The organism is Mesorhizobium sp. J8 (assembly GCF_016591715.1).
Classification (GTDB): domain Bacteria; phylum Pseudomonadota; class Alphaproteobacteria; order Rhizobiales; family Rhizobiaceae; genus Mesorhizobium.
On record NZ_AP024109.1, the window covers coordinates 6,131,379 to 6,157,622 of the forward strand.

The 26,244-nt window shown below is 64.1% G+C and carries 30 protein-coding genes; 12 read left to right on the top strand and 18 right to left on the bottom strand.

What is annotated here, in order from left to right:
- The first annotated feature begins 37 nt into the window (after positions 1 to 37).
- Positions 38 to 1,111: an ABC transporter ATP-binding protein gene (locus MJ8_RS29275; RefSeq protein ID WP_201415619.1), complete on the top strand. Its 1,074-nt coding sequence runs from the start codon at positions 38 to 40 to the stop codon at positions 1,109 to 1,111.
- Here the strand turns inward: MJ8_RS29275 and MJ8_RS29280 are convergent.
- From MJ8_RS29280 to MJ8_RS29300, 5 genes are all read right to left on the bottom strand, one after another.
- Positions 1,075 to 2,373, bottom strand: a complete 1,299-nt coding sequence (locus MJ8_RS29280; protein WP_201412046.1) for a flavin monoamine oxidase family protein — start codon at positions 2,371 to 2,373, stop codon at positions 1,075 to 1,077. The two genes, MJ8_RS29275 and MJ8_RS29280, sit on opposite strands and share 37 nt — an antisense overlap.
- The gene (locus tag MJ8_RS29285) at positions 2,370 to 3,446 is read right to left on the bottom strand and encodes an extracellular solute-binding protein (protein WP_201412047.1); all 1,077 of its coding nucleotides are present in this window, start codon (positions 3,444 to 3,446) and stop codon (positions 2,370 to 2,372) included. Before MJ8_RS29285 ends, MJ8_RS29280 begins: the two co-directional genes overlap by 4 nt.
- Before the next feature lie 115 nt (positions 3,447 to 3,561).
- On the bottom strand, positions 3,562 to 4,644 hold the full coding sequence (locus tag MJ8_RS29290; RefSeq protein ID WP_201412048.1) for an ABC transporter substrate-binding protein: 1,083 nt from the start codon (positions 4,642 to 4,644) through the stop codon (positions 3,562 to 3,564).
- A gap of 82 nt (positions 4,645 to 4,726) precedes the next feature.
- Positions 4,727 to 5,410: a transcriptional regulator BetI gene (gene betI / locus MJ8_RS29295; protein WP_140755503.1), complete on the bottom strand. Its 684-nt coding sequence runs from the start codon at positions 5,408 to 5,410 to the stop codon at positions 4,727 to 4,729.
- A gap of 6 nt (positions 5,411 to 5,416) precedes the next feature.
- Complete coding sequence (locus MJ8_RS29300) at positions 5,417 to 6,211, bottom strand: class I SAM-dependent methyltransferase (RefSeq protein ID WP_201412049.1); 795 nt, start codon at positions 6,209 to 6,211, stop codon at positions 5,417 to 5,419.
- 199 nt (positions 6,212 to 6,410) lie between these two features.
- On the opposite strand from MJ8_RS29300, the gene MJ8_RS29305 reads away from it, so the two are divergent.
- From MJ8_RS29305 to MJ8_RS29320, 4 genes are read left to right on the top strand one after another with little or no spacing between them, the layout of a single operon-like run.
- Positions 6,411 to 8,030 (top strand): phytoene desaturase family protein, encoded by a 1,620-nt coding sequence (locus MJ8_RS29305; protein WP_201412050.1) that lies wholly within the window; start codon positions 6,411 to 6,413, stop codon positions 8,028 to 8,030.
- On the top strand, positions 8,017 to 9,591 hold the full coding sequence (locus tag MJ8_RS29310) for a phytoene desaturase family protein (protein WP_201412051.1): 1,575 nt from the start codon (positions 8,017 to 8,019) through the stop codon (positions 9,589 to 9,591). The genes MJ8_RS29305 and MJ8_RS29310 overlap by 14 nt, the downstream gene beginning before the upstream one ends.
- Before the next feature lie 52 nt (positions 9,592 to 9,643).
- Positions 9,644 to 10,882: an aminomethyltransferase family protein gene (locus tag MJ8_RS29315; protein WP_201412052.1), complete on the top strand. Its 1,239-nt coding sequence runs from the start codon at positions 9,644 to 9,646 to the stop codon at positions 10,880 to 10,882.
- Position 10,883: 1 nt separating this feature from the next.
- A complete protein-coding gene (locus MJ8_RS29320) occupies positions 10,884 to 11,141 on the top strand; it encodes a hypothetical protein (protein WP_201412053.1) in 258 nt (85 codons plus the stop codon).
- A gap of 7 nt (positions 11,142 to 11,148) precedes the next feature.
- On the opposite strand, the gene MJ8_RS29325 is transcribed toward MJ8_RS29320, so the two are convergent.
- From MJ8_RS29325 to MJ8_RS29340, 4 genes are all read right to left on the bottom strand, one after another.
- Positions 11,149 to 12,207: a dipeptidase gene (locus MJ8_RS29325; protein ID WP_201412054.1), complete on the bottom strand. Its 1,059-nt coding sequence runs from the start codon at positions 12,205 to 12,207 to the stop codon at positions 11,149 to 11,151.
- A 256-nt stretch (positions 12,208 to 12,463) separates the two neighbouring features.
- Positions 12,464 to 12,763, bottom strand: coding sequence for a GNAT family N-acetyltransferase (locus MJ8_RS29330; RefSeq protein WP_059188038.1), 300 nt, complete (start codon positions 12,761 to 12,763; stop codon positions 12,464 to 12,466).
- A 57-nt stretch (positions 12,764 to 12,820) separates the two neighbouring features.
- The gene (locus MJ8_RS29335) at positions 12,821 to 13,450 is read right to left on the bottom strand and encodes an alpha/beta hydrolase (protein WP_201412055.1); all 630 of its coding nucleotides are present in this window, start codon (positions 13,448 to 13,450) and stop codon (positions 12,821 to 12,823) included.
- Positions 13,451 to 13,453: 3 nt separating this feature from the next.
- On the bottom strand, positions 13,454 to 14,386 hold the full coding sequence (locus MJ8_RS29340; RefSeq protein ID WP_201412056.1) for a VOC family protein: 933 nt from the start codon (positions 14,384 to 14,386) through the stop codon (positions 13,454 to 13,456).
- Between the two features lie 213 nt (positions 14,387 to 14,599).
- On the opposite strand from MJ8_RS29340, the gene MJ8_RS29345 reads away from it, so the two are divergent.
- Positions 14,600 to 16,168: an alkaline phosphatase family protein gene (locus tag MJ8_RS29345; protein ID WP_225248070.1), complete on the top strand. Its 1,569-nt coding sequence runs from the start codon at positions 14,600 to 14,602 to the stop codon at positions 16,166 to 16,168.
- Positions 16,169 to 16,204: 36 nt separating this feature from the next.
- On the opposite strand, the gene MJ8_RS29350 is transcribed toward MJ8_RS29345, so the two are convergent.
- Complete coding sequence (locus MJ8_RS29350; protein WP_201412058.1) at positions 16,205 to 17,572, bottom strand: PRC-barrel domain-containing protein; 1,368 nt, start codon at positions 17,570 to 17,572, stop codon at positions 16,205 to 16,207.
- A gap of 244 nt (positions 17,573 to 17,816) precedes the next feature.
- Here MJ8_RS29350 and MJ8_RS29355 point away from each other — a divergent pair, with 244 nt between their 5' ends.
- On the top strand, positions 17,817 to 18,737 hold the full coding sequence (locus tag MJ8_RS29355) for a diacylglycerol/lipid kinase family protein (RefSeq protein ID WP_201415620.1): 921 nt from the start codon (positions 17,817 to 17,819) through the stop codon (positions 18,735 to 18,737).
- 14 nt (positions 18,738 to 18,751) lie between these two features.
- On the opposite strand, the gene MJ8_RS29360 is transcribed toward MJ8_RS29355, so the two are convergent.
- The 4 genes from MJ8_RS29360 to MJ8_RS29375 form a co-directional block, all read right to left on the bottom strand.
- Positions 18,752 to 18,973 carry a hypothetical protein gene (locus MJ8_RS29360; protein WP_201412059.1) on the bottom strand — a complete coding sequence of 74 codons (222 nt, stop codon included), beginning with the start codon at positions 18,971 to 18,973 and terminating at the stop codon, positions 18,752 to 18,754.
- Positions 18,974 to 19,243: 270 nt separating this feature from the next.
- Positions 19,244 to 19,723 (bottom strand): phage holin family protein, encoded by a 480-nt coding sequence (locus tag MJ8_RS29365; protein ID WP_201412060.1) that lies wholly within the window; start codon positions 19,721 to 19,723, stop codon positions 19,244 to 19,246.
- A gap of 6 nt (positions 19,724 to 19,729) precedes the next feature.
- A complete protein-coding gene (locus MJ8_RS29370) occupies positions 19,730 to 20,056 on the bottom strand; it encodes a DUF883 family protein (protein ID WP_201412061.1) in 327 nt (108 codons plus the stop codon).
- A gap of 148 nt (positions 20,057 to 20,204) precedes the next feature.
- Positions 20,205 to 20,966: a Crp/Fnr family transcriptional regulator gene (locus tag MJ8_RS29375; protein ID WP_201412062.1), complete on the bottom strand. Its 762-nt coding sequence runs from the start codon at positions 20,964 to 20,966 to the stop codon at positions 20,205 to 20,207.
- 166 nt (positions 20,967 to 21,132) lie between these two features.
- Here MJ8_RS29375 and MJ8_RS29380 point away from each other — a divergent pair, with 166 nt between their 5' ends.
- Complete coding sequence (locus MJ8_RS29380) at positions 21,133 to 21,510, top strand: response regulator (RefSeq protein ID WP_201412063.1); 378 nt, start codon at positions 21,133 to 21,135, stop codon at positions 21,508 to 21,510.
- Positions 21,511 to 21,545: 35 nt separating this feature from the next.
- On the opposite strand, the gene MJ8_RS29385 is transcribed toward MJ8_RS29380, so the two are convergent.
- The 3 genes from MJ8_RS29385 to MJ8_RS29395 form a co-directional block, all read right to left on the bottom strand.
- Positions 21,546 to 22,472: a DMT family transporter gene (locus MJ8_RS29385; RefSeq protein WP_201412064.1), complete on the bottom strand. Its 927-nt coding sequence runs from the start codon at positions 22,470 to 22,472 to the stop codon at positions 21,546 to 21,548.
- 136 nt (positions 22,473 to 22,608) lie between these two features.
- Entirely contained in the window at positions 22,609 to 23,160 is a 552-nt protein-coding gene (locus MJ8_RS29390) for an RNA polymerase sigma factor (RefSeq protein WP_201412065.1), read from the bottom strand.
- Positions 23,161 to 23,163: 3 nt separating this feature from the next.
- Positions 23,164 to 23,367, bottom strand: a complete 204-nt coding sequence (locus tag MJ8_RS29395; protein ID WP_140755541.1) for a NepR family anti-sigma factor — start codon at positions 23,365 to 23,367, stop codon at positions 23,164 to 23,166.
- A gap of 218 nt (positions 23,368 to 23,585) precedes the next feature.
- Here MJ8_RS29395 and MJ8_RS29400 point away from each other — a divergent pair, with 218 nt between their 5' ends.
- A complete protein-coding gene (locus MJ8_RS29400; protein WP_201412066.1) occupies positions 23,586 to 24,380 on the top strand; it encodes a response regulator in 795 nt (264 codons plus the stop codon).
- Positions 24,381 to 24,407: 27 nt separating this feature from the next.
- Here the strand turns inward: MJ8_RS29400 and MJ8_RS29405 are convergent, their stop codons facing one another.
- On the bottom strand, positions 24,408 to 24,551 hold the full coding sequence (locus MJ8_RS29405; protein WP_201412067.1) for a hypothetical protein: 144 nt from the start codon (positions 24,549 to 24,551) through the stop codon (positions 24,408 to 24,410).
- Here MJ8_RS29405 and MJ8_RS29410 point away from each other — a divergent pair.
- From MJ8_RS29410 to MJ8_RS29420, 3 genes are all read left to right on the top strand, one after another.
- Positions 24,550 to 24,714: a DUF1328 domain-containing protein gene (locus MJ8_RS29410; RefSeq protein WP_018429836.1), complete on the top strand. Its 165-nt coding sequence runs from the start codon at positions 24,550 to 24,552 to the stop codon at positions 24,712 to 24,714. The two genes, MJ8_RS29405 and MJ8_RS29410, sit on opposite strands and share 2 nt — an antisense overlap.
- A 174-nt stretch (positions 24,715 to 24,888) precedes the next feature.
- Positions 24,889 to 25,920: a sensor histidine kinase gene (locus tag MJ8_RS29415; protein ID WP_201412068.1), complete on the top strand. Its 1,032-nt coding sequence runs from the start codon at positions 24,889 to 24,891 to the stop codon at positions 25,918 to 25,920.
- Positions 25,921 to 26,049: 129 nt separating this feature from the next.
- Positions 26,050 to 26,220 (top strand): hypothetical protein, encoded by a 171-nt coding sequence (locus MJ8_RS29420; RefSeq protein ID WP_201412069.1) that lies wholly within the window; start codon positions 26,050 to 26,052, stop codon positions 26,218 to 26,220.
- The last annotated feature ends 24 nt before the right edge of the window (positions 26,221 to 26,244 follow it).

Here is a 26,244-nt window from a genome sequence, read left to right on the forward strand (position 1 = left end):
GCGGGTCCAGTCCGAGCGCACGCAGTCGGATCGAACCATGATCGAGATCCGCGACGTCACCCGCAGCTACGGGTCCTTCAAAGCGCTGGACAATGCCTCGCTGGCGATCCGCGAAGGCGAGTTCTTCTCGCTGCTCGGGCCTTCCGGCTGCGGCAAGACCACTTTGCTGCGCATGATCGCCGGCTTCGACACGCCGACCAGCGGCTCCATCGCCGTCGACGGCCAGCCGATGGACGGAATTCCCGCCAACCGCCGGCCGACCAACATGGTGTTCCAGAGCTATGCGATCTTCCCGCATCTCAATGTCGAGCAGAACGTCGCCTATGGGCTGAAGCGGCTGAAGCTCGACGCCGGCGAGGAGAAGCGCCGCGTCGAGGAAGCGCTGGCGCAGGTCTCGCTGACCGGCCTCGGCAAGCGCCGCGCCACCGAGCTTTCCGGCGGCCAGCGCCAGCGCGTGGCTTTGGCCCGCGCCCTGGTCATGCGGCCCAAGGTGCTGCTGCTCGACGAGCCGCTTTCGGCGCTCGACAAGAAGCTGCGCGAGCAGATGCAGGTCGAATTGCGCCGCCTGCAGCAGGCCGTCGGCATCACCTTTGTGCTGGTCACGCACGACCAGTACGAGGCGCTTGCCATGTCGGACCGCATCGCGGTGATGTTCGGCGGGCGCATCGCGCAGGTCGCCTCGCCCAAGGAGATCTATCAGCGCCCGGTCAACCGCCAGGTCGCCGATTTTCTCGGCGGCATGAACTTCGTCAAGGCCGAGATCGTCGAGGAGAACGGCGCTTCGCTGGTGCTCGACACGCTGGGCTTCGGCCGCGTCAGGACCGACAAGCCGAAGGCTTTCGTGCGCAATGGCGGCGCGGCGACGCTCGGCATCAGGCCCGAGCGCCTGCGCGTCTTGTGGGACAATGCGACGGCGAAATTCGAGGTCGCCGGCAAGGTGGTGGAGCGCCACTATTTCGGCGAGATCACGCATCTGATCGTCGAGATACCGGGGCTCGAAAAGCCGCTCTCGGTCACCGAGACCAATGATTTCGGCGCCGACGACATTCCGGTCGGCGCACCGATCCGCCTCGCCTACGATCCCGAGGCGCTGGTGGCGATGGCCGACTGAATCTTTCCGGCCGCGATGCGTCCCGCAACGATCGCGCCCTCGACATAGCCCGGAAAAGACGGCGAGAGTTCCGAGGCGGCGAAATGGACCGGCGGGGCGCCGGCAAGGATGACGCGCTCGGCATCGCGCGCGCTCACGTCGATGATGAGATCGCTATAGGCGCCGCCACTCCAGCGGTCATGCGTCCAGTCACGCGCGCTGAAATCGACGATATCGGCGGCCTGCGAGCCGAGCGCCTGGACAAGCCTGGCGATGATTTCCGCCTGCAATGCCGCCTCGCCGAGCATATGCCAGCGCAGCGCGAGCGGCCCGCCGACAAAGACGACAAGCGCGGCGTGATCGGTATCCTTGCTGGCGTCGCAGGCAAACAGCCCCGGCTGATCGCGCCACATGACCATGCCGCTCAAGGCGCGCTCGCGCCAGAACGGCTTTGCGTAGCGCACCAGGATCTTGATCACCGCGCCGCTTTCCCAGACGCCGAGCGCGGTTGCGAGCTCCGCCGGCAAGGCCGGCGCGAAATCAAGCTTCGCGGCCGTCGCCGGCGGCAGCGCGACCAGGACCTGGCGCGCTGCGATCGTGGCCGCGCCTGTGCTGATGCGAACGCCTTGCGGCACGCGCTCGACGCGCGTCGCCGCTTGGTTCAGGCGCAACCGGTCGCCGAGCGCGGCGGCAAGGTCCTCGGCCAGCGACTGCATGGTGTCGCCCAGGAAATACTGCAGCTCGAACACCTCGTTGGTGATGCGGCGATCATTGTCGATCAGGTACCAGAGCGGCACCTTGTCCGCAGCCAGGCACCACAGACCCTCGACCAGCGAGCGGAAAGCGGCCTTGGCATCGGCCTCGTCGTGCTGGCGTTCCAGCCAATCGGCGACGGTCAGCCCGGCAATCGCCGGGTCGTCCGGATCGATCCGGTTCATGCGCTCGCGGATCGCCATCGAGACATGATAAGTCCGCTCCGCCCGCGCCGGCGTCATCGACGGATGGGTGATGAACTCGCCTTCGACATAGGTCTCGACGAAGGCCTTGCCGTAGGCCCTCGCCAGCGCCATCACCTCCGGCATGTCCACGCACAGGAACTGGCCGCCGCTGTCGATACGCTCGTCGAGCCCATTGCGGACGGCCTCCACCCTGCCGCCGACCCGGTCGCGCGCCTCCAGCACAAGGAAATCGATGCCGGCGCGCTTCAGCTCGAGCGCGGCTGACAGGCCAGTAAAGCCGGCGCCGACGATGACGACGTCGGTTCTTTCAATGCCGCTCTTCAATAGCCGGCCTTGATCTTCTCGAATTCGGCGACCATGCGCTGCTTCAAGTCGGGCGCAACCGGCTGCTGGAACAGCGTCTTGTCGAGGAACTTGTCGAGATTGTCGAAACCGCGCTCGGTGAGCAGCTTCTGGTCCATCGCTGCCATGCCTGCACTGTTGCCGTGACCGTAGCCGAAGGTCTTCACCATATACTCCGAAACACCCGGCGCGTTGACGGCGCTCAGGAAATCATAGGCCTGGTCGAGCTTGCCCGGCACATCCTTGAGCAGCACATAGCCGCACACCCAGGTCGAGATGCCTTCCTTGGTGTCGCGGTTCATGGCGATCGGCAGGCCTTGCCCTTTCAGCGTCACATAGGTCTCGTTCCAGCCCCAGACCAGATCGACCTCGTTGCCGGTGAAGGCCTGGTTGAGATCGGTGTCGTCCGTCCAATAGAAGCGGACATTCTTGTGCACGTCGCGCAGGAAGGCGGAGGCTTGGCTGAACTGCTCGTCGGTCATCTTGGTCCAGTCCTTCAGGCCGATGACCAGGCTCGCCAGCGCATAGGCGTCGTCGACATTGTCGCCGATGGTGACGCGTCCCTTGAACTTCGGATCGGCGAAGACCTTTAGCGACTGCGCCTCGTCGGCCGTCACCTTGTCGGTGCGGTAGAGCAGCGAGGTGTTGCCCCAGTCGAAAGGCATGAACCAGGCCTTGCCGTCGGCGGTGATGGCCAGGTCCTTCATCGCCATGATGCCTGGATTGAGGTCCTTCCAACCGGCGATCTTCGAGGTGTCGAGCGGCTGCAGCAACCCGGCCTCGCGCCATTTCACCACGCTTTGCGAGCAGGGATGCGCGATATCGGCCTTGAAGCCGGCGCGCATCTTCTCGAACGCCTCGTCCTCATCGCCGAAGAAGGAGAAGGTCGGCTCGGCATTGTATTTGGCGGTGTAGGCCGGATGCAGCAGCGGGTCCTCGTAACCGGACCAGTCGAAGACGACGAGGTCGCCGCCACCTTCGGCAAGCGCATAGGCGGTGCCCGCGCCGACGGTAACGAGGGCGGCCAAGACAAGACGGCGAAGCATGGTTTTCATGGCGCGAGAAACTCCCCCATCGCGGACGACGGGAGGAAGTTAAGAGAATTCAGAAGCTTTGGCGAGCCCGCTCACTTTGCTCTGCTTGGCAAACGAGCGGGCCGCAGGGTTGGCCTCAATAGCCGGCTTTGATCTTCTCGAACTCGGCGATCATCTTGAGCTTGAGCTCCGAAGGCAGCGGCTGCTGGAAAAGCGTCTTGTCGACCCATTTTTCCACATTGTCGTAGCCCTTTTCCTTCAGGATCGCCGGGTCGACGCCGGCCATGCCCTTGGCATTGGCCTGGCCGTAGCCCCAGTCCTTGACCAGTGTCTTGGCGACTTCCGGATCGTTCACGGCGTTGAGATAGTCATAGGCCTTGTCGATGTTACCGGGCGCGTCCTTGAACAGCACATAGCCGCAGACCCAGGTCGAGATGCCTTCGTCGGTGTCCTTCTTGGACTTGATCGGCACGCCGGCCTTGACCGACTGCACGGTCGCGTCGTTCCAAGCCCAGGCTAGGTCGACCTCGCCGCCCGAGAGCAGTTGCACGATGTCGGTGGTGTCGGTCCAGTAGGAGCGCACATTCTTGTGCACTTGGCGCAGGAAGTCCGATGCCTGCTTGAATTGGTCGTCCGTCATCTTGGTCCAGTCCTTGAGCCCGATGGCGAGGCTGGCCAGCGCGTAGGCGTCGTCGACATTGTCGCCGATCGAGACACGGCCCTTGTATTTCGGATCGGCAAACACCTTGAGGGACTGCACGTCCTTCTCGGCGATCTTGTCGGAATTGTAGGTGAGCTGGGTATCGCCCCAATCCCAGGGCATGAACCAGGCCTTGCCGTCGGACGTCGTGGCGAGGTCCTTCATCGCCATGATGCCGGGGTTGAGATCCTTCCAGCCAGTGATCTTCGAGGTGTCGAGCGGCTGCAAGAGCCCCGCTTCGCGCCACTTCACCACGCTCTGCGAGCAGGGATGGCCGAGATCGGACTTGAAGCCGGAGCGGATCTTTTCGAATGCCTCGTCCTCGTCGCCGAAGAAGGCGAAGGTCGGCGAGTCGCCGTTCTTCTCGACATATTTGCCATGGAAGCTCGGATCCTCGTAGCCGGACCAGTCGAACACGATCAGGTCCTTGTCGGCGGCGACGGCGAACGCCGCCGCCGAAGCCGCGATCGCGCTCCCAAGCGCCAGGGTCAGTGTCAGGCGTCGGCTGAGTTTCTTCATGCTGTTCCATCCTCTTTTGGTTTTGCCGGTCTTGTTTGGCCGGCTGTTGCTAACCCTGCTTTTGCTAGCCCCACATCCTTTGCTAACCATAGTGTTTCGGGAAGGCGGCGGCCAGGAACGCGTTCGCCGCCTGCAATGCCGTCTCCCGCGTGGTGTCCTCCGTTCCCATCATCAGCCGCAGCCACAGGCCCTCGAGCATGGCGCTGAGCGCCAGGGCGATGGCCTGGGGGTCATAGCTGTAGCCGCCGCTTTTCTTGAGCGTCGTGCAGAGATCGATGAAGACCTGCTGATAATAGGCGTCGCGCGAGCTGCTCAGCGCCTGGTAGGTCGGCCGCGACTTGGCCTCGCCCCAGAAGGCGAGCCAGGCGGCGAGCTTGCGCTTGTTGCAGATCGAGCGGTCGAAATCGGCCCACACCAGCTGCTGCAGTTGTCGCGCCGGATCGTCGCCCGCCTTCTGCAAGGCGGTGCGCCAATGCGCCGAATACTCGTCATACATATGCTGCAGCGTGGCGATGAGCAGCTTTTCCTTGCTCTCGAAATGGAAGTTGACGATGCCGCGCGACAGGCCCGCGCCGTCGGCAACGTCGGCCATCGTCGTTTCGGCATAGCCGCGCTTGGCCAGTGAATCGATCGTCGCCTCGATCAGTTGCAGACGCCTGACCTCTTTCGAGGCCTTGCGGCCGCGCTTGTCGGCGTCGCCTTTCCGCGCCGTTTCGGAGAGAGCGTCGCTCGCCTCAGTCTTCATGGGTGTCACGGTCTCCAGCATCACCGGCTATCCGACCGGCTTCCAACCGCGCAGATGAGTGGGGCGGTGCTCGCCACTGTCAAGCACCTTCTGCATCGCCTCCCAAGTCCTGATGTTCTTGTCGACATAGGCCGCGCCGACCGCTGCCGCGGCCCGTGCGTAGAGCGACCCCTTGAGCCGCGAAAGCTCTTCGCGCGCGACCTCGCGGTACCATGGATTGCGGTCGCGGATGGTGATGTCGGTGAAGCCGGCGCGCCGCATGGCTTCGGCATAGCGCGCTGGCGAGGCCATGGCGAAGGAGAGCCCCTCGGCCGCGATATAGGCCTTCATCTCAGGCGACGGCTCCCCGTCATGCGAAATCATCCAGTTCGACGCCGCAAACACCCCTCCGGGTCTCAGCACGCGAAAGATCTCGGCGAACAGCGCGTCCTTATCCGGCACGTGCAGCAGCGCGTCCTTGGAGAAGACGACGTCGAAGGAAGCGTTCATGAAAGGCAGCGGCCCCGGCGGCGCCTGGACGAAGCTGACACGATCCTCGAGGCCCCGCCTGATCGCCCCTCGCCTCGCCGCCTCGATCACCGGCTTTTCGACGTCGAAGCCGGTGGCTCGAGCCGCGCCGTGCGTTGCCGCCAGATGCAGCGTGATGCCGCCGGCGCCGCAACCGATATCGAGGATCGTCTTACCCTTGAGCGAGAGGCCTTCGACCACGCGGTCGACCTCGTCCGGACCGCCCGGCGACAGGTAGCCCTCGCCCCACAGCGCTTCGAGGAAGCGGATGGCGGTGTCGTCATATTCCGGCTCGGCGTCAGCCGTTTCGATCATCGGATCCTTAGCCCCAAATGCCGATGCAGATCAGTCCAGAATGCTGCCAAAGCCTACCGCATCAACAGGAAAACGCAACATCATTTGTTGAACATTCATTCAAAATGGCTGGACAAAAAACTGTGATCCGTGTCAAATTCGGGCAATCGGGGAACAAACCGCACCGAAAGAGAGGCGGCCGGATGGAGGTTCTGCGCGCATGAAGGCATGGGACGCGATCGTCATCGGCGGCGGCCATAACGGGCTGGTCAACGCCTGCTACCTGCAGCGCGCCGGACTGGACGTGCTGGTGGTCGAGAAGAACGACTGGGTGGGCGGTGCCGCCACCAGCCGCGAGCTGACGCCGGGCTTCCTCTATTCCAACTGCTCTTATGTCTGCTCGCTGTTCCGGCCCGAGATCATGCGCGATCTGGAGTTGCCGCGCTTCGGCCTGCAAGTGATCTCCTACGAGGGCGGCGCCGTGTTCACCCGCGACGGCGACTATCTCGCCAATTACCGCGACCACGACGCGCATCGTCGCGAGTTCGCCCGCTTCTCGAAGCGCGACGCCGGAGCCTATGACCGCTATTCGCGCGACGTCACGAGACAGTGCCGCTTCATCCAGCCGCTCTTGATGCGCACTGCCCCTGACCCGACCCGTTTTCGGCCGCGCGATCTCGGCGAGCTGCTCTATCTCGGTAAGAAATTCGCCGGGCTCTCGGCCGAGGAAATGGCGCTGACCCTGCGCTTCTGGACGATGTCGATCTCGGACTTCCTGGACGAATATTTCGAAACCGACGTCATCAAGGCGAACTTCGCGCTCTCCGGCATCATCGGCACGGCGCTCGGGCCGATGTCGCCCGGCACGGCCTATGTGCTCCTTCACCACTATATGGGCGAGGTCGACGGCTCGGTAGGCGCCTGGGGCTACGCGCGCGGCGGCATGGGCGCCGTCACCAGGGCGCTGGCCGCCTCGTTCAAGGCTTCAGGCGGCACCATCCGCACCGGCGCCGAGGTCGATCATGTGCTGATCAGGAACGGCAAGGCCAAGGGCGTAGTGCTCGCCGGCGGCGAGGAGATTTATGGCAAGCTCGTCATCTCCAACGCCGACGTCAAACGCACCTTCCTGAAGCTGGTCGAGGAGAAGGAACTGCCCGACATCTTCCTGCGCCGTGTCAGGAATTTCAAAATCCGCGGCTCGTCCGGCAAGGTCAACATCGCGCTGGATTCGCTCCCCGAATTTCCCGCCTTGCCGAAGGATTCGCCGGTTTATCGCGCCGACATGCATTTCACCGATTCCATCGAGCGCATGGAGCGCGCCTATGACGACTGGAAAGCCGGGCGCTGGTCGGCCGATCCCTTCCTCGACATGATGATCCCGACCACGCTCGACCCGACCATGGCGCCGCCGGGCAAGCACTTCATGAGCTGCTTCGTGCAATACGCGCCACCCAAGATAGAAGGGCGCGACTGGACCGACGCCGACCGCGACGGCTTCGCCGAAAGCTTGATTTCCCAGATCGCGCAATATTCGCCCGGCTTCCGCGACCGCATCGTCCATATGGAGGTGCGCACGCCGCGCGAGATCGAGGCCGAGGTCGGCCTCACCGAAGGCAATATCTTCCAGGGCGAGCTCACCTTCGACCAGTTGCTCTTCAACCGCCCGGTGCCGGGCTACGCCCAATACCGTTCGCCGGTCGGCGGGCTCTATATGTGCGGCTCCTCAACCCATCCGGGCGGCGGCGTCATGGGCGCGCCCGGACGCAACGCCGCCGCCGAGATCCTGCGCGACCTCGCCAAGCCAACCCTGCATATGAGCCCGGCCCATGACGTCATCTGAAGTGCACTGGGACGCCATCGTCATCGGCGGCGGCCATAACGGCCTCGTCGCCGCCGCGACGCTCGCCAAATCCGGCCGCAAGGTGCTGCTGCTCGAGGCCGGCAACGAGGTCGGCGGCGCCGCGCGCACCGAGGAATTCGCGCCCGGCTTCCGCGTTTCGGCGGTCGCCCATCTGCTCAATCGCCTGCATCCCGATGTGGTGAAGACGCTGGAGCTGGGACGCCATGGGCTGACGATCGAGCGTGGCGACTTCGTGCCGTCGGTTGCGCTGTCGAAGGACGGCCCGCTTACGCTGCATGGCGCCTATGGCGAGGTGCTGACAGGCGCGAGTTCGGCGGAGCAATCCGCCTGGAAAGGGCTCCGCGCGCAATTGCTGCGCTACGCCGGCGTGCTGAAGCCGTTCCTGTCGCGCCGGCCGCCGGACCTCGGTAACATGTCGCTCGCCGAGATGACCGGGCTCGGTCAGACCGCGCTGGCGCTGAAGCGGCTCGGCAAGGAAGACATGCGCGACTTCCTGCGCGTGCTTCTGATGAATGTCTACGATCTGCTCGACGAGCAGCTTTCGGACGACCGGCTGAAAGGCCTGCTCGCTTTCGACGCGACGCTCGGCTCGCATCTGGGACCACGCTCGCCCACCTCACTGCTCGGCCTCTACTACCGGCTGGCCGGCGAGATCGGCGGCCTCGCCGGCGCGCAAGCGCAGCCGAAAGGCGGCATGGGTGCCGTCGTCGCCGCCATCCGCGCCGCGGCGGAAAAGGCCGGCGTTTCCATCCGCCATGCTTCGCCGGTCGCCAGGGTGATCGTTGAAAAAGGCCGCGCCGTCGGTGTCATCACGCAGGGCGGCGAGACGCTGCGCGCAAAGACCGTCGTCTCCGCCGTCAACCCGGCGACCACGATCCTCGATCTCGTCGGCCCGCGCGAGGTCGACACCGGCTTCGTGCGCAAGGTGAAGAACATCCGCATGAAGGGCGATGCGGCGAAGCTTCATCTGGCGCTTGACCGGCCGCCGCAGTTCGCGGGCGTCGATGCCGCCGGCCACAAGGGCCGCCTCGTCATCGCGCCTTCGCCCGACCATGTCGAGCGCGCCTTCAACCCGTCGAAATATGGGGCATTCTCGCCTGAGCCGGTGATGGAGATCACGCTGCCCAGCCTCGCCGATCCATCGCTCGCCCCCTCCGGGGCCTGCGTGCTGTCGGCCGTGGTGCAATATGCGCCCTATGCGCTGAAGGAAGGCTGGACCGCCGGCAAGCCGCCATTCCTGAAGGCGATCATGGGTGAGCTCGAAGCCTATGCTCCCGGTATCGGCGTCACGGTGCGCCACGCCGAGTTGCTGACCCCGGCCGACATCGAGGCGCGCTACCGCATGCCCGGCGGCCATTGGCACCATGGCGAGTTGCAGGCCGACCAGATGCTGATGTCGCGGCCGGTCTCCGGCTGGTCGGGCTACGACACGCCGCTCGAAGGGCTGTTCCTCGCCGGCGCGGGCTCGCATCCGGGCGGCGGCATCTCCGGCGCGCCCGGCCTCAACGCCGCGCGGCGTGTCATTGCGGTGGGAGCATGAGCATGATTTTGCAAATCGCTGAGGCCACCCTCTACGGCGAAGGGACGCCGTCATGAACCATCATCCCACGATCAAGAGCTCGGCCGACACTCGTACAGCCGCCCAACCCCATTTCCGCACGCTGCGGCTCGGCACGCCCTTCCAGCCGCGTGTCGACGCGCTGGCCCTGAAGCAGGACTGGTACAATTGGGCCGGCTATCGCGCCCCGCATTCGCTGTGGGACGAGGAGCTTGAATATTTCGCCATCCGCAGCCAGGCGGCACTCTTCGACATTTCGCCGATGACCAAATACCGGATCGAGGGCCGTGACGCCGAAGCCTATCTCGACCGCGTCACGCTGCGAGACGTGACCAAACTGAAGCCCGGCCGGGTCCACTACACCGCCTGGTGCGACGACGAAGGTTTCGTCCTGGACGACGGCACGCTGTTCCGGCTCTCGCCGACGCGCTTCCGGCTGTGCTCGCAGGAGCGGCACCTGCCCTGGCTGCTCGACAGCGCCATCGGCTACGACGTGAGCGTCGAGGAAGAGACCGAGGGCATCGCCGGGCTCGCCCTACAAGGACCGACCTCCTTCGCCATCCTGCGCGAAGCCGGTTTCGCCGGTGTCGAGCGGCTGAAGGTCTTCGACCTCGCCGAGTTCGCGCATGACGGTGGCGCCGTCACCATCTCGCGCACCGGCTTCACCGGCGATCTCGGCTACGAGCTGTTCGTGCCGGCCGACAAGGCGCTCAGCCTGTGGGACCGGCTGATGGCGGCGGGCGAGCTGCGCGGCATCCGCGCCATCGGCTATACCGCGCTGAACCGGGCCCGGCTGGAAGCAGGCCTGATCGTCGCCAATGCCGACTTCACCACGTCCGAGCACGCCATCCGCGCTGACCGCCTGCGCATGCCCGACGAAATCGGCCTCGGCTTCATGATCGATCCCGACAAGGGTCATTTCAACGGCCGCCGCGCCATCCTCGAAGCGCGGGCGAAAAAGAAACTGCGTCACGTGCTGGTCGGACTGGAGATCGAAGGCAATATTCCGGCCGAGCATGCCATCGTCTATTACCGCAAAAGCCAGGAGGTCGGATTGGTGAGCGCGGCGATGTGGTCGCCGATGGCCAAGCGCAACATCGCGCTCGCCTCGCTGCGGCGACCCTATGGCGAAACGATCGTCGACGACCTCTGGGTCGAGATTTACGCCATGCGCGAGCTACAGTACCAGAAGCTGATGAAGAAGGCGAAGGTGGTGCCGCGACCCTTCATCAGGCTCGACCGCCGCACCGCCAACCCGCCTGCGGACTTTTGACATGGCAAGCGAAGCGGAAGATCTGGAAGCGGAATCCGCCGAGCAGTGGGAGCTGGTCAACACGCCGCTCGGGGAGATGTGGTCCGGCCGCACCCGGTACGCGGCGGCGATGTTCTTCTTCAAGCGCGGCGAGATGAACGCCGAGACGCTGGAGGTCTACCGCATCTGCGCCCGGCTCGATCATGAAGATCCCTTGCCGATCATCCGCGACCGCGGCGTCGGGAAGGACTGGCTGAAGCGTATCGGCCACGACGGATAGATCTGCCTTAGCCTATGGTGCGCTCCAGCACGCTCAACCAATTCCGATAAGCGATCTTCTCGATGAGCGCCCGCCCGAAACCGCGCGCGGCAAGCGCGTCGATCAGCTTGGGCAGGCCGGCGACGTCGCCGATGGGGGCAGGGATCATGGCGCCGTCGAAATCGGAGCCGAGGCCGACGCCGTCCTCGCCCAGCGCCTGCAATAGCGAATCGATATGGCGCACCATGATGTCGATGCTGGTGTCGGCATTCATGCGGCCGTCCTCGCGCAGGAAGCCGGTGGCGAAGTTGAGGCCCACCATGCCGCCCGATTCGCGGATTGCGCCGAGCTGCCAGTCGGTCAGGTTGCGCGAATGGCCGCAGATCGCATGCACGTTGGAATGGGTCGCGACCAGCGGCGCGTCGCTCAAGCCCGCCACATCGCGAAAACCTTTCTCGTTGAGATGCGAAAGGTCGATCATGATCCTGAGCTGGTTGCACGCTTTGACCAGAGCCTTGCCCGCATCGGTGAGGCCAGGCCCGGTGTCGGGCGAGGAAGGAAAGCGGAAGGGCACGCCGTTGCCGAAGGCGTTCGGGCGGCTCCAGACGATGCCCAGCGAGCGCAGGCCCGCGGCATGCAGCACGTCGAGCATGGCAAGCCCGGGATCGATCGCCTCGACGCCTTCGATGTGGAACACGGCCGCGATCGAACCCTTGGCCATGGCCTCCCGTACATCGCCGGCACTGCGGCAGACGGTCAGCGCGCCGGCGCGTTCCAGGCGGAACAGGATGGAAGCCATGCCGATGGTGGAGGTGATCGCCTCGGCCTGCGGCAGTTCCGGCGGCAGCGGCTCGTTGTCGCTTGGCGCCGGCGGCACCGCGCTGCGCTTCGACTTTTCGACCGGCGGCGGAAAGATCGCAAACATGCCGCCGGCAAAACCGCCCTTCCTGGCGCGCGGCAGGTCGATATGGCCGCCCGGCGTTCCTTCGATGAACAACTTTTCGGCGTCGGCTTCCTTCGACTGGTAGAGCCGAAGCAGCGTGTCGTTATGTCCGTCGAAAACGGGGATCAGGTCGGTATCGGTCATCGGGGAGCCATTCAAATCGGTGACGGGCGGGACGACAGGTTCGTCCGAGGCGAACCGTCAACTTAGGCAAGATGACCGGGCGGTGCAAATGCGAAGACTTCCCCTTCTCCCCCTGTGGGAGAAGGTGGATCGGCGCGATAGCGCCGAGACGGATGAGGGGTGTTCGAGGGAATGCAGACGTCTCACTCCGCTGGAGCACCCCTCATCCGGCCGCTTCGCGGCCACCTTCTCCCACAAGGGGAGAAGGTAAAAGCGTTCACCGCTTCAGCACGTCCGCCCATTCCGGATGACGCCTGAACTGGGCGTTGGCGAAGGGGCAGAGCGGGATGATCTTCTTGCCGGCGGCACGCGCGTCCTCGACAGCGCGGGTGACGAGCCGAAGCCCGGCGCCCTGGCCGCGAAAGACGTCCGGCACCTCGGTATGATCGATGATGAGCTGGTGCTCGCCGATCTTGGTGAAGGTCATCTCGGCCTCGGCGCCGCCCGGTCCGCGCAGCACGTAACGCCCCTTGGAGCCGTGGTCTTCCAGTTCGATCTCGGGCAGTTGGTCAGCCATTTTGGTTGCCTCCTTGGAGCATGATGCCGAAAAGTGTGAAGCGGTTTTCGGACGACATCACGCTCCGTCACTTTGATTTGGCGCCGGCGCGAAAAGCCGCCGCGCCGCTTCGATTTCATTCGGCCGAACCTCATGCCCGCCGTCATGCCATTCCACTGTGACATCGGCGCCGTCGGCGCGCAAATAGGCCTCGAGCCGCGACGTCAGATTGGGCGGACAGATCGGGTCGCGCCTGCCGGCAGTGATCAGGATATGGCGGCCCGCAAGGCTGCCCTGCACCTGCGGTTCGAACGGGATCAGCGGATGCATAAGCGCCGTGGCGTCGAACAGGCCAGGCTCGGCGAACACCACCGAGGCCAGGATGTTGGCGCCGTTGGAATAGCCGAGGCCGAACACCGCCGAGGGCTTTGCCGCCTCGACATGCGCCTTGACGAAGCCCACCATCTTCCCTGTCGCGCGCGCCAGGTCGTCCATGTCGTAGACGCCCTCGCCGGTGCGGCGGAAGAAGCGGGCAGCACCATGCTCCGACACGTCGCCACGCGGCGAGATGATCGTGGACAAAGGCACAAGATCGCGGCCGAAACCGAGAAGCTGGTTCTCATCAGCGCCGGTGCCGTGGAAGACGAAGAGCAGCGGGCTGCCCGGCGAACCGGGCAGGACCTTGTGGATGTAAGCGTCCTTGCTCATGGCTCAGTCTTCCAGCTTCTGCAGGTGTTCTTCGAGGTAAGATCTCAGATGCTGATGCTGCGTCGGCAGCTTCAGCGCCTCGCCAAGATGCGCGGTGTCCTCATCGCGGTCGAAGCCCGGCTCGTTGGTCGCCACCTCGAACAACACGCCGCCCGGCGTGCGGAAGTAGATCGCCCAGAAGTAGTCGCGATCGATGACCGGGGTCACGCCATAGCCCGTGTCGACCAGCGCCTTGCGCACTTCGAGCTGCTTGGCGCGATCCTCGACCGCGAAGGCGACGTGATGCACCGAGCCGGCGCCGAGATTGGCGAAGCCGGCACCCGGCAGCGATTCGATGTCGACCACATCGGCGCCGTTGCCGTTCTTGATCGCCAGCCGGCGAATGTTGCCGGACTTGTCGACCTCCTCATAGCCCATAAACTTCAACAGCTCCTCGGTGGCGCCGCCATCCTTCAGTCGGAGCGAGACCGAGTGAAAGCCGCGGATCGCCTCATCGCTTGGAACGCCACCCTTGACCCATGGCGCTCTGCTGTCGGCCTTGTCCTCGACAAGTGCGAAACTGTCGCCGTCGGGGCCGGTGAAGGTCAGCCGCTTCTCGCCAAAACTCTCGGTGCGGGCGACGTTGCCCACGCCCTCGTCGGCGAAGCGCTTTTCCCAATAGGCGAGCGTGCCTTCCGGCACCGAGAACACCGTTGTGCCGACCTCGCCGACGCCGTGCCGGCCCTTGCCGATATCGGGGAACGGGAAATAGGTCATCACCGAACCCGGCGTGCCGACCTCGTCGGCATAGTAGAGGTGGTAGACGTCCGGCGCGTCGAAATTGACGGTCTTCTTCACCCGGCGCAAGCCGAGCTTCTTCGTGAAGAACTCATTGTTGCGGCGGGCGTCGCTCGCCATCGAGGTGACGTGATGCAGGCCCTGGATCTGATTGAGCATGATCGTGCTCCTTCCCTTGTCCTTGTGCGGCCCTCGCCGCTGTCCACGCCAATATGAGGGTGGGCGGGTCGGCGGCAAAGCGGCCAAACACAGAATGGACTGTGTCATAAAAGTGAACGAATGTTTGAAATATGTTCACCAATCTACCACCGACATTGGCTTGCAACGCCGGTGATTTCCGTTCCATCTGAGCGCTTCCACAAGGAGACGATCTTGGACAATCCGACCAGCCGCCCGAATGTTCTCCTCATCACCTGCGACCAATGGCGTGGCGATTGCCTGTCGGCCGCCGGCCATCCGGTGGTGAAGACGCCGAATGTGGATGCGCTCGCTGCGGAAGGCGTGCTTTTCCGCCGCCACTATGGCGGCGCAGCACCCTGCTCGCCCGCCCGCGCCTGCCTCTACACCGGGCTCTATCAGATGAACAATCGCGTCTGCCGCAACGGTACGCCGCTCGATGCGCGCCACGGCAACATCGCTCTTTCGGCGCGCGCGGCGGGCTACGACCCCACTTTGTTCGGCTACACCGATGTCTCGCTCGACCCCCGGCAACTCTCGTCCGAGGATCCCCGGCTGCGCAGCTATGAAGGCGTGCTGCCGGGCTTCACCGTGCGCCAGGCCCTGCCCGAGCATCAGAAGCAGTGGCTGTCATGGCTGCTGGCGCAAGGCGTCGATATAAGCGCCGGGAGTCCCGGCATCCACCGTCCGGCGAGCGGCCAGGCGGAAAGCGACGTGACCAACGCGCCGCCGGTCTATTCGAAGGACCAGACGCCAACCGCTTTCCTCGCCGGCGAATTCATCCGCTGGCTCGGCGAGCAGGAGAAAAGCGCGCCATGGTTCGCGCATATTTCGTTCATCAGCCCCCACCCGCCCTTCATCGTGCCGGAGCCGTACAACGCCATGTACGATCCGGCTGAAGGCCCCGCCTTCAAGCGCGCGGCAAGTTGGCAAGCTGAAGCCGAGAGCCACCCTTACGTCGCTTACGATCTCGACCGGCAGAAGCGGACAAAATTCATTCCTGGCATCGAAGGCCACGTGCCGGACTGGAGCGAGGAGAATTTCCGCCGCATCCGCGCCATCTATTACGGCATGATCTCCGAGGTCGACGCCCAGCTCGGGCGCATCTGGCAGGCGATCAGATCGGCGGGGGCTTGGGACGACACCGTCATCGTGCTGACCTCCGACCACGCCGAGATGATGGGCGATCACTTCATGCTCGGCAAGGGCGGCTTCTTCGACGCCAGCTATCATATTCCGCTGGTCATCCGCGATCCGCGGCGCAGATCGACAGCCGGCCTATCGATCGATCGTTTTACCGAGGCCGTCGATATCTTTCCGACCTTGCTCGATCTGATCGGCGCCGCGCCGCAGCCCCATCTCGACGGCCGCTCGCTCGCGCCCTGGATCGACGGGAAGGAGCCGGAGACCTGGCGCGATGCCGCGCATTGGGAGTTCGATTTCCGCACGGTCGCCAAAGGGGAGGCCGAACGCCATTTCGGGATCGGATCCAGCGCCTGCAACCTCGCCGTCATCCGCACGGATGACTTCAAATATGTCCATTTCGGCGGCGGCCTGCCGCCGCTTCTGTTCGACCTGTCGAAAGACCCGGGCGAACTGAATAACGTGGCGAGCGACCCGGCCTATCTGCGGGTGCGGCTGGAGTTTGCGGAAAAGATGCTCGCTTGGCGCGCCGCGCATCTCGACCAATCGCTGGCGCTGGCGGAGCTGACGGCAGACGGCGTGGCAGGTCACGTCCCCAAGACAGTAGGGCAGCACGCTTAACGCCCGCTGCCCTACAAACTGCCTTACGCCTCTTACCTACTTCAGCATCATCCGCTGCTGGTCGCGGTTGGCGGCGTAACTGCTCTTGTCATAGGCCGTCTGCGCCTGCAGCTGTTCCTTGGTGAAGTTGGTGTAGAGGTATTTCTTGCCGTTCTTGTCGGTCATGAATTTGAGCTTGTCCATGCCGATCGCAACTTCCTTGGCGCCGATGCCCAGGAAGCCGCCGACGTCCACGACGACCGCGTCCGGCTTGTTGTCGGGCGTCAGGACGACGTCGCCGATCGAACCGATCTTGGCGTCGTTGGCGCCATAGACCGTCGTGCCCTTGAGGTCGTCGACACGCATGTTGCCCATCGGCATCTCGGTCAATGTCGACTTGTCGATGGAGGCGGTCTTGGTCTGGTCGGTTGCGGCGACACCGTTATCGGCGGGCTTGTTCTCGGCCGTGCTCTGGGCCGGCGGCGCCGCAGGCTTGTTCTCGGCCGTCGACTTGGCGGGCTCTGCCGGCTTGGCCCCCTTATCGGACGTGGTATTCGAAGACACCACCGCGGGCGTGGTCGCCGCAGGAGCGTTGTTCGCGGCCGTTGTCGAGCCTGGCGCCGGATCATAGGCCTTGCGGTTGAAATCGGGCTGGGCCTGCAGCTCCTCCTTCGTCGTCTCGGCCACCAGCCAGCGGTCACCGTTCTTCTCCGCCCACTTGGCCTTGGCGAAGTCATAGGTGACATTCTTCGTGCCGATGCCGAGGAAGCCGCCGACGCCGATCACCAGCGACTCGGCCTTGCCGTCCTTGGCAAGCACGATGTCCTTCACATCGCCGATCTTCTGGGCGTCGTCCGCGGTGCCGTTATAGACGGACTCGCCCATGATATTGGTGGCGAGATTGCCCTCCGCCTTCTTCACCGGCTCGGCCGGTGCGGCCGCCGGAGCCTGGGTCGTCGTCGTGTTGTTGTTGGCGGGCTGCGTGGCATCGGCCGACTGCGCCGGCGCCGGATCATAAGGTTTGCGGTCGAATGCCGGCAGGGCATTCAGCTCATCCTTCGTAGACTTGGCGACCAACCAGCGATCGCCGTTCTTCTCGGCCCATTCCAGCTTGCCATAGTCGAACGCGACGTCCTTCTTGCCGACGCCAAGGAACCCGCCCACCCCGATGATGGCAGATTTGGCATTGCCGCTGGAATCGAAGACCACATCATCGACCTTGCCGATGTTTTGGGCGTCGTCGCCGGTCCCGTTATAGACGGACTCGCCGATGATATTGGACATCAACGCGCCATCGGCGCGCGGCACCGGGGCCGTGCTTTCAGCTGCGGGGGCTTGTGGAGCCGGAGCGGGTGTCGTCTGTGCAAAAGCGCCTGTCGCGAGCAGCGTCGCGATCGCGGTCGTTGCAAAAAGAGTGCGGATCATCTTGGTCTCTCCTCGTGCCTGATCTGTGCATTGCGCTCCCTTGGCCAGCTCTGTGCGGCGAGTGGGAGCGGCAGTGTCGACAGGTTCACAACGTTGTGACCGGGGTGTTGTTCCAACCACAACGCGCTCCCCCAGTGGCCGGACTCCTGGGGACCTCCGCGGAACCTTTGCGGCAGCATCGTCGTTCAGCCCGCGGCCCAAGGTCTGCTGGCCCGGCTGGCCTGAACTCAACACGGAGAGGTGCATGCGGTTTGCTGCGGTGCTGAACCAGGACGGCGGCACGCTCCGCGCGATCGATATTGAGGCGTTTTCCGAACAGCTTCGTCAGACACTCGAGGCGGCGGGGCATTCTGTCGAGATTGATATCGTGGCTGGCCGCAACGTCGCCGCGGCGCTGCAACGAGCGATCGCCAGGCGCAATATCGATGTCGTCCTCGCCGGAGGCGGCGACGGCACGATTTCCACCGCGGCGTCCCTGCTCATGAACAAGAAGAAGGCCCTGGCCATCTTGCCCGCCGGCACGATGAACCTCTTCGCGCGCGGGCTTGGCATTCCGCAGACATTGGGAGCGGCACTGCAGTCCTTTGCCGATGGCGAGGTGATTGCCGTCGATATGGCCAGCGCCAACGGCCGGCCTTTCGTGCATCAGTTCTCGGTCGGCATGCATGCCAGGATGGTTCAGCTACGCGAGAAAATGGATTTCGGCTCGCGTCTTGGAAAGATGCGGGCTTCCGTGCGTGCCGCATGGGAGGCGATCAAGAACCCGCCGGCGCTCAAAGTGAGCTTGACCATCGGCAAGGCGGAGATCGTCACCCGCACCACCGGCATCGGCATCTCCAACAACCTGTTCGGCGAAGGCCACCTGCCCTATGCCGACAATCCAGCCGGCGGCGTGCTCGGCATTTACGTAAGCGTCGCGCGCCGTCGTCACCATCTGGCAAAGCTTTTGCTGGACATGCTGCGCGGCAGATGGCGCCAAAGCGCGCATGTCGAGGTGCATCAGGCCGATAGGGCAGTGCTGAAAATCCATTCCCCGACGAAGAAAGTCCGTGCGGTGCTGGATGGCGAACTGATACAGCTTGCTCGTGAGACGACGATTGAAATCCACCCGGGCGCTCTGAACGTCCTGGTACCGTCGCGCGGCGTCAGCGCAAAGGCAGCTTGAACAGAAGCGCTTCTTCAGGGCTGCGAAGTCGGTTGCGCCGGAGCGGGGCCCTGCTCGGTGCCCGGCGGCTGCGGTACATGTTGCGCGCCGGAATTCGGCGACTTGATCAGTTCGCCGTATATCTCCACCGCACCCCACGCGATGAATGCCAGCAACAGACCGGCGATGAGTATCCTCAGAGCATGCCAGCCCCAGTGTCCCTGACGGGCTTTGTTTTCAGGAACGATCTTAGTCATGATGGCCTCCATGTTGGGCGGCGGCGTTTCAGGCAGGGCACCGTCGGGTAACGGGTCCTTTACGTGAAGGTTCCCCGATCGGTAGCCTTGCTTTCCGATCATCGGAGCACGTGTTTGAGGCTGGCGAGCAAATCACAAGGCAATTGCTTGAAGCGGCCGCCAGCTTGAGACGTGTCGGGCAACCTGAAGCTCGCCGCCCAAAGTGTGCAGCGGTTCTGGACGAGGACATTCCTCGAAACAGAGACTTTAGGTGCGTCGCCTGAAACCGGTTCAGCGCAACGCGCTTCGATGCATGTCTTCCGGGTCGGGCTTGCGCGGCTTTGGCTTGGCGTTCTCGCGATAGATGGCGTAGGCGACGACCGCCAAGGCAGGCGCGATGACGGCTCCCAGCCCGCCCTTGCTCTTGGCAAGGGCCGGAAGCAGGGCAAGCGCCGCGGTGACGCCCAACGCGGTCATGTCGGCCTGCCGCCGCCGCGCGCGCCGCCTGCCGCGCATGCTCGCCGTCAGCTTGTGGACGACGAGGATGAGCCCGGCAACCACCAGGAACCCTACGCCGAAGCCGAGGCTGGTCGCCAGCGATCCATAGCGCGCCGCCAGCCATATATAGGCGGCGCCGATGAGGAAGCCGACGCCGCACAGGGCAAAGATGGCGGCAAGTCCGTAAAGGATGGCCGTGGTCCGCGCCCTTTGCAAAGCAGCCATCGCCTCGCCCGAGGCAAGGGCCGAGACCAGCGAGACAAGCGTCCCCATCTGAGGCTAGCGGCGGGAAAGCAGGGCAAAGAGGTAGCCGACACCCGCCGCGATCGCCAGCGACGTCACGGGCTTCTCCCGGACTTTGGCGATGAGTTGCGCTTCGATGTCCTCGGCGCTGCCACGCATGCTCTCGAAGGCGGCTTCGCCTTGCGCGCGCAATTGCTCGACGCTATCCGCGGCAGCGCGACGAGCTGCCCCATAACCGTGTTGGCCGGTTTTGGCGAGTTGCTCGGTGAGTTCTTGGATATCGGCTTTCAACTGCTCGATATCAGCCTGAAGGTCGGCGGTGGTCGCTTCATCCGTTGCGGATCTGCCTGCGGCGGTTGCCATCTGTAACTCCTTGCGTTTGCGTTGCTTTCAACGCCCGTTCAGCACCATGGTTCCGGTCTGCCGCTCAAAGCCCCGGGGCGAAGCGTACTTCAAGTCCGTGAGCACCGAAAGCGCAGCAAGCGGGCCGGCTCACCTGAATATCGAGACCCTAGATCAGCGGCCGGCGCTCCTCGCCCAGCCCCTCCCAGCGGGCAAGCTTCTTCAGTCCGTCATAGTCGATCACCTCGCAGCCGCCATCCCGCCACAGGACGAGCTTGCGGTCCATCAGCTTGCGGATGGTCTTGTTGGTATGGACCAGCGAAAGGCCGAGCGTGTCGGCGATGTGCTGTTGCGTGATCGGGATCCGCACTGGCGCCTTGCCGTTCAGTCCGGCACCGCGCGCCCGGCTGGCGATGAAGGCGATGAGGTAGGCCGCTCGTTCGAGAGCGGTACGGCGGCCGATGCTGAGCAGGTTCTCGTCCAGCATGCGTTCCTCGCGCGACGCGATCCAGGTGATGTCATAGGCAAGGCCGGGATGGTTGCGATAGAGCTCCTGCAACTGGTCGCGCTCGAAGACGCACAGCAGCATCGGCGACAGGGCCTCGACGGAATGCTGCATCTCGCCCATCAGGCTTCCCTGCAAGCCGATAAGGTCGCCAGGCATGGAATAGTTGAGGATCTGGCGGCGCCCGTCGGGCAAGAGCTTGTAGCGAAACGCCCAGCCCGATAGTACAGTGTAGAGATGCGCGCTGTGGCTGCCTTCGACCAGCACTGTCGCTCCCTTGTCGACCGCGAGTTCGCCGCGCTTGAAAGTGCTTACGAACGACAGTTCCTCCTTCTCGAACGCACGAAAGGCCGGCAAGGGCCGCAGCGGACATTCTTCACAATGATATTGACGACTGGGAGCCGGACGTGCGCTCTGAATGGACATTTCGACCCCTCTTCGAAATCCCTGCCCCTATCGGGCGCAAAGAAACGCTTGAGATTGTCAGGGGTTCCGCGAGGCTGGGGTACCTGTCGTTTTGCCATGTCTTTTTTAAATGACATGGTTATGAATTCCGCGCATCAGTGCGGCCCTGCCCAGGAGACACCGATAAGTGCCAGCACTGCTTGACGGACTGCGAATCCTCGTCCTGGAAGACGAGTTCCTGATCGCGATGGATGTCGAGCAGCTTTGCCGCGACCACGGCGCGGCGGATGTCACGATCGCGCGCGAACTCGGCGAGGTCGACGGACACGCGCTGTCCGCGCGTTTCGACGCGGCGGTGGTCGACCTGATGCTCGGCGACGTTTCGACCCTGGATTTCGCCGCCCGGCTGCGCAGTGAGGGCATACCGTTCGTATTTGCCTCCGGCTATTCCGATCGGGAAGAGATCCAGGACGCGTTCCCGGACGTCCGGCTGGTCACCAAGCCTTACTCGGGCGACGATCTGATCGAAGCTGTGGCCATGGCCTGCGGCCGGGCAAAGGCGTAACGTAGGAGTCGCCGAACGCGACCCGGGCCGCTGATTCAGCTGCGCCCAGGCTTTCGCGAAAGGCCGGAAGCGCCAAAGGCCCCGATGACGATCAGCACGGCGCCGGCGGCAACCCCGTAAGAAACATGGCCGACGCCGAACAGCGCAAGCAGGGACAATGCGGCCAATGGCGTCGCGTAGGCGATTGCCGAGATCAGGGCGGTATGGCCTGTCCGGGTCGCCCGGTCCCAAAGCGCGTTGGAAAGCGTCAAAGGAACGATCCCTATGGCTGCGATCGCCAGCAGTTGGGATGATGATAGGGCGGTCGGCGCCTCGAAACCGAAGTGCAAGGCCAGCGCAAACACCGCCAGAAGTCCCATTGACGGCCCGATGACGTCCTCGGCCTCCCGACCGTCCGAGCGGACCGCGGCATAGATGGCGAAGGTAAGGCCGCTCAAAAATGCCAGGAGCACGCCAAAAAGATCGAAACCGAGCGCGAAACGGGGGCCGATCGCCACCACCGCGCCGACGAAGCCGAGGGCGATGCTTCCCAGGCGCGACGGGCTGAGCCGTTCACGCCGCTTCCCGGCCATGATGAGGACCAGCATCAACGGCCACAGATAAGCGACGACATTCGCCTCCGCCGGGCCGATCCTGGGCATGGCGAAAAGATAAAGGACGTTGTTGACGAGCAGGCCGACGCCGACCAGAAGCATGCTGGGGAACGGCGTGGCGACGAAGGAAGCTGCACGCCCACGCAAGACCGCCATGAAAAGCGCGGCGGCAAAGCCTACTGCCGCAGCCAGTCCAAAGACCAGGAACGGAGGCGCGGGGCTCGCCAGCGTGGCCAGTGTCGGCCACGTCGCCCAGAAAAGCACGGCCCCAACGGCAAGCGCGGCGGCCCTGGTGCGCGGTCCAAGCGGCCGGAGCCCGTCCAAAGGCAGGCGGAAGCGGAAGACCGTTGCCGTGGAGACTGTTTCCATAGCGCCGAGTAGACCGCGGGCTGGCCCGGCAAGCAAGTCCTCGGGGAAACAACAAAGGCTCCGCGCGCGGCTTACGCTCGCCGCATTGACCGATCCCGCACGCCAACTAACCAGGCGGCGCCTGGTGTCCCGAAAATCACGCCGCGTTCGAACCTGTGACCTGCGCCGAGATGGCGTCGGGCCCGAACTCATCCTCTCCGGAAATCTTGAGGATCTCCTGCAGCCTGGCGCGGGCGCGGCTGACCCGGCTCTTGATCGTGCCGACCGCGCAGCCGCAGATTTCGGCGGCTTCTTCATAGGAGAAGCCTGAAGCGCCGATCAGGATGATGGCTTCGCGCTGGTCCTCGGGCAGCTGCTCGAGCGCGCCGCGGAAATCCTTGAGGTCGAGCTGGCCGTGCTGGGCCGGGTGGACGGCAAGCCTGGCCGTCATGATGCCATCGCTGTCCTGCACTTCGCGGCCTCGCTTGCGCATCTGCGAATAGAATTCGTTGCGCAGGATGGTGAACAGCCACGCCTTGAGATTGGTGCCCGGCTGGAAGCTTTCATGCTTGTCCCACGCCTTGACCAGGGTCTCCTGGACGAGGTCGTCGGCCCGGTCGGCATTCTGTGTCAGCGACACGGCGAAAGCGCGCAGGCTCGGGATGGCGCCGAGCAGCTCGGTCTTGAATGTCTGGGTTACCGCCGCCATGCCTCAGTCCTTTTTCTGGGCAGGTTCGGCCTGTTCCAACTGGCTGAGCAGCTGAGCGAAGCGGTCCGGCACATGGTCCGAGACCAACTCGTCATAATACTGCTTGAGCTTGCGCGCGATTTCGGAATTCGCCCCCAGCGGGTTGCCATCCCCGTTCCGATGCCTGCTTGCGGCATCAGCCATCTGCTTTTTTGACATTTCTTTCATAATAGCCCTAATTTCCAGCACCCGAACCGCTCTTCGACTACAAACCGCAACGCAAGCGGAACCCTCGTCTGGTTGCCCATCCCGAAACCCCGAAACGCCCGCTTCTTAATTTAGTTCCACGGCTGTCGGAACTTTTTCCGAAAGCCGGCGTTTGGCTTTCTGGGGCTGGCAATCGCGTAGCCTTCAACATGCAACGTCATCTGAGGGAGACGTCAATAATGAGTTTGTCAGCTACCATCGCCCCGCATCTTCCGTTCCTGCGCCGCTTCTCGCGGGCGGTATCGGGATCGCAGGAGAGCGGTGACGCGCTGGTCGCCGCGATGCTGGAAGCCATCATCGCCGATACCAATATTTTCCCCGAAGCCTCGAGCGACCGCATCGCGCTCTACAAGGTCTTCGCCAGGCTGTTCACCTCCGTGGCCATCCGCGTACCGCAGGAACAGGCTCAGACCGCCTGGGAGCAGCGGGCCGCGGCCAATCTGAACGCGCTCGCGCCCCTTCCCCGACAGGCTTTCCTTCTGGTTGCCGTCGAGGGCTTCAGCGAGGACGAGGCGGCGGAAATCCTCGACGTCGAGGAGGAAGAGTTCTCGGAACTGCTGGCTCAGGCGAGCAACGAGATTTCCCGCCAGGTGGCGACAGACGTGCTGATCATCGAGGACGAGCCTCTGATCGCCATGGATATCGAGGAAATGGTCGAAAGTCTCGGCCACCGCGTGGTGGGCACGGCCCGCACGCATGCCGAGGCAGTGGCTATGTTCGGCAAGACGCGGCCGAAAATGGTCCTGGCCGACATCCAGCTCGCCGACGGCAGCTCGGGCATCGAAGCCGTCAACGAGATTTTGTCCTCGACCCCGGTGCCGGTCATCTTCATCACCGCCTTTCCGGAGCGCCTGCTGACCGGCGAGCGCCCGGAGCCGGCCTTTCTGGTCACCAAGCCCTTCAATCCCGACATGGTCAAGGCTTTGATCAGCCAGGCGCTGTTCTTCGACCGTCAGGCAAAAGCCGCCGCCTGAGCCCGCCGAAGCCTAGCCCTTGGAGCGTCATGCGCCGCTTTTTCGTCGCGCATGACGCTTGTCGTTTTGCGGTTTGAAAACCCCTTCAAGGGGATCGTCTTTTTCGGCAAATGGTGGAACAAACGACACCGAGCCACGTTCTTTTCCCGACAGAAGAAGGAGACGCATCATGCTGTACTGGGCGCTCGTATTTCTCGTAGTTGCGATCATCGCCGGCGCGCTTGGGTTCGGCGGCATCGCCGGCACATCTGCAGGCATCGCGCAGATTCTGTTCTTCATCTTCCTCGCCTTCCTGGTGATTTCGCTCATCGCCGGCCTCTTCAGGAGAGCCTGACCGCAACACTGGAAGCCGCACCCCTCAAACGGTTTCCAGCCACCGCCGGGCGGCGCCTCGAAAGAGCACCGTCCGGCGGACCGTTTTTGGAGAGCCTCGTGATTGCGGGGCGGTGAACCGCGGGAACCAGTTTGCGGACTGAGCCGTTCAAGGGCAGAGCGCGGGATATTTCCAATGCCTTCCGAGGGTCCCACGAAAGACAGGGGTAAGAAGCAGAACGGCGAAGTGATCGCGATGCATCCCTCGGAGAGCGGGATGCAGTTGGGGCGAGCCCTGCTTCATGCCCTGCACAATGCCGGGATCTCGGTCCTCTACCAGGACCGGCAGATGAAGACGGTCTGGGCACGCAACATGAGCGCGCCCTGGGCGTCCGAAACGGCCGACGGCAAGGATTTGCTTTCGCCGGCGCAGGCCGAGCGCATACAGGCCGCCAAGCTCAGGGTGATCGAGTCCGGCAACGCGGAGCAGCTCGAGCTCAGCATTCCCGGAAGCCAGGGCGTCCGCTGGTTCCAGCTTTGGATCGATGCCGATCGCGGGGAAGCCGGCGACGTCCTTGGCGTCGTCACGACGATGGTGGAGACGACGGAGCAGAAACGTCGCGAGCAGACGCTGAAGGCCTTGCTGCGCGAAGTCAGCCATCGGTCGAAGAATCTCCTGGCCATCATCCAGAGCATCGCCACACAGACCGGGCGCTATACGGAGACGCTTGGCGATTTCCTCGCGCGGTTCCGCGGCAGGCTGCAGTCACTCGCTTCCTCGCAGGACCTGGTAACATCCTCCAACTGGCGGGGAGCCGCGCTGCGGGAGCTCGTATCCGGCCAGGTCGGCCGCTATAGCAGCGATCTGGCCAAAAGCCTGCGGTTCACGGGCGAAAATCCTTATCTCAATCCCAACGCCGCCCTGCATATCGGCCTGGCGATACATGAGCTGGCCGTGAACTCGGTGAGCTATGGCGCCTTGTCCCGGCCGGACGGCCATGTCGAGGTGCGCGCCAGGCTCGATCCCGAGAACGGAACCCCGCCCGATCTTTTGCTGACCTGGACCGAGGCGGTCGGCGACGCGCCGCGCAACGAGAAGCGCTTCGGCAGCGTGGCGCTGGAACGCGTCGTGCCGATGTCGCTGAATGGCTCCGCGACGCTGGAAATCGGCAAGGACTGTATGGAATACCGCCTCACCGTCCCGCACGGGAATTTCGAGACGGACTGATGGCGCAGCCGACGCGAAGCTTGCCGGCAACGACCTTAACCGGCTGTTCACCATAAAGTCCGATCCTGTGCTCCCGGCTAGCGATGCGCGGAAACCCATCCATGCGCTGGCAAGACCTGGGAGACTGAGATGATGGTTGCCGACATGAACAGGCTGGAGGAGGCCGCCCGCGTCTCGATGAGCGGCTTCCAGGATGCCGAGCCACCGCTGGCCCCCCGATCATCGCATCTCCCGCTCCGCCTGGGCGCGATCGCGCTTCTGGCCGCCATGGCCTTGACCGCGGCCTGGCAATTGTTCTGACCCACTCCGGATCAAGACAGGACT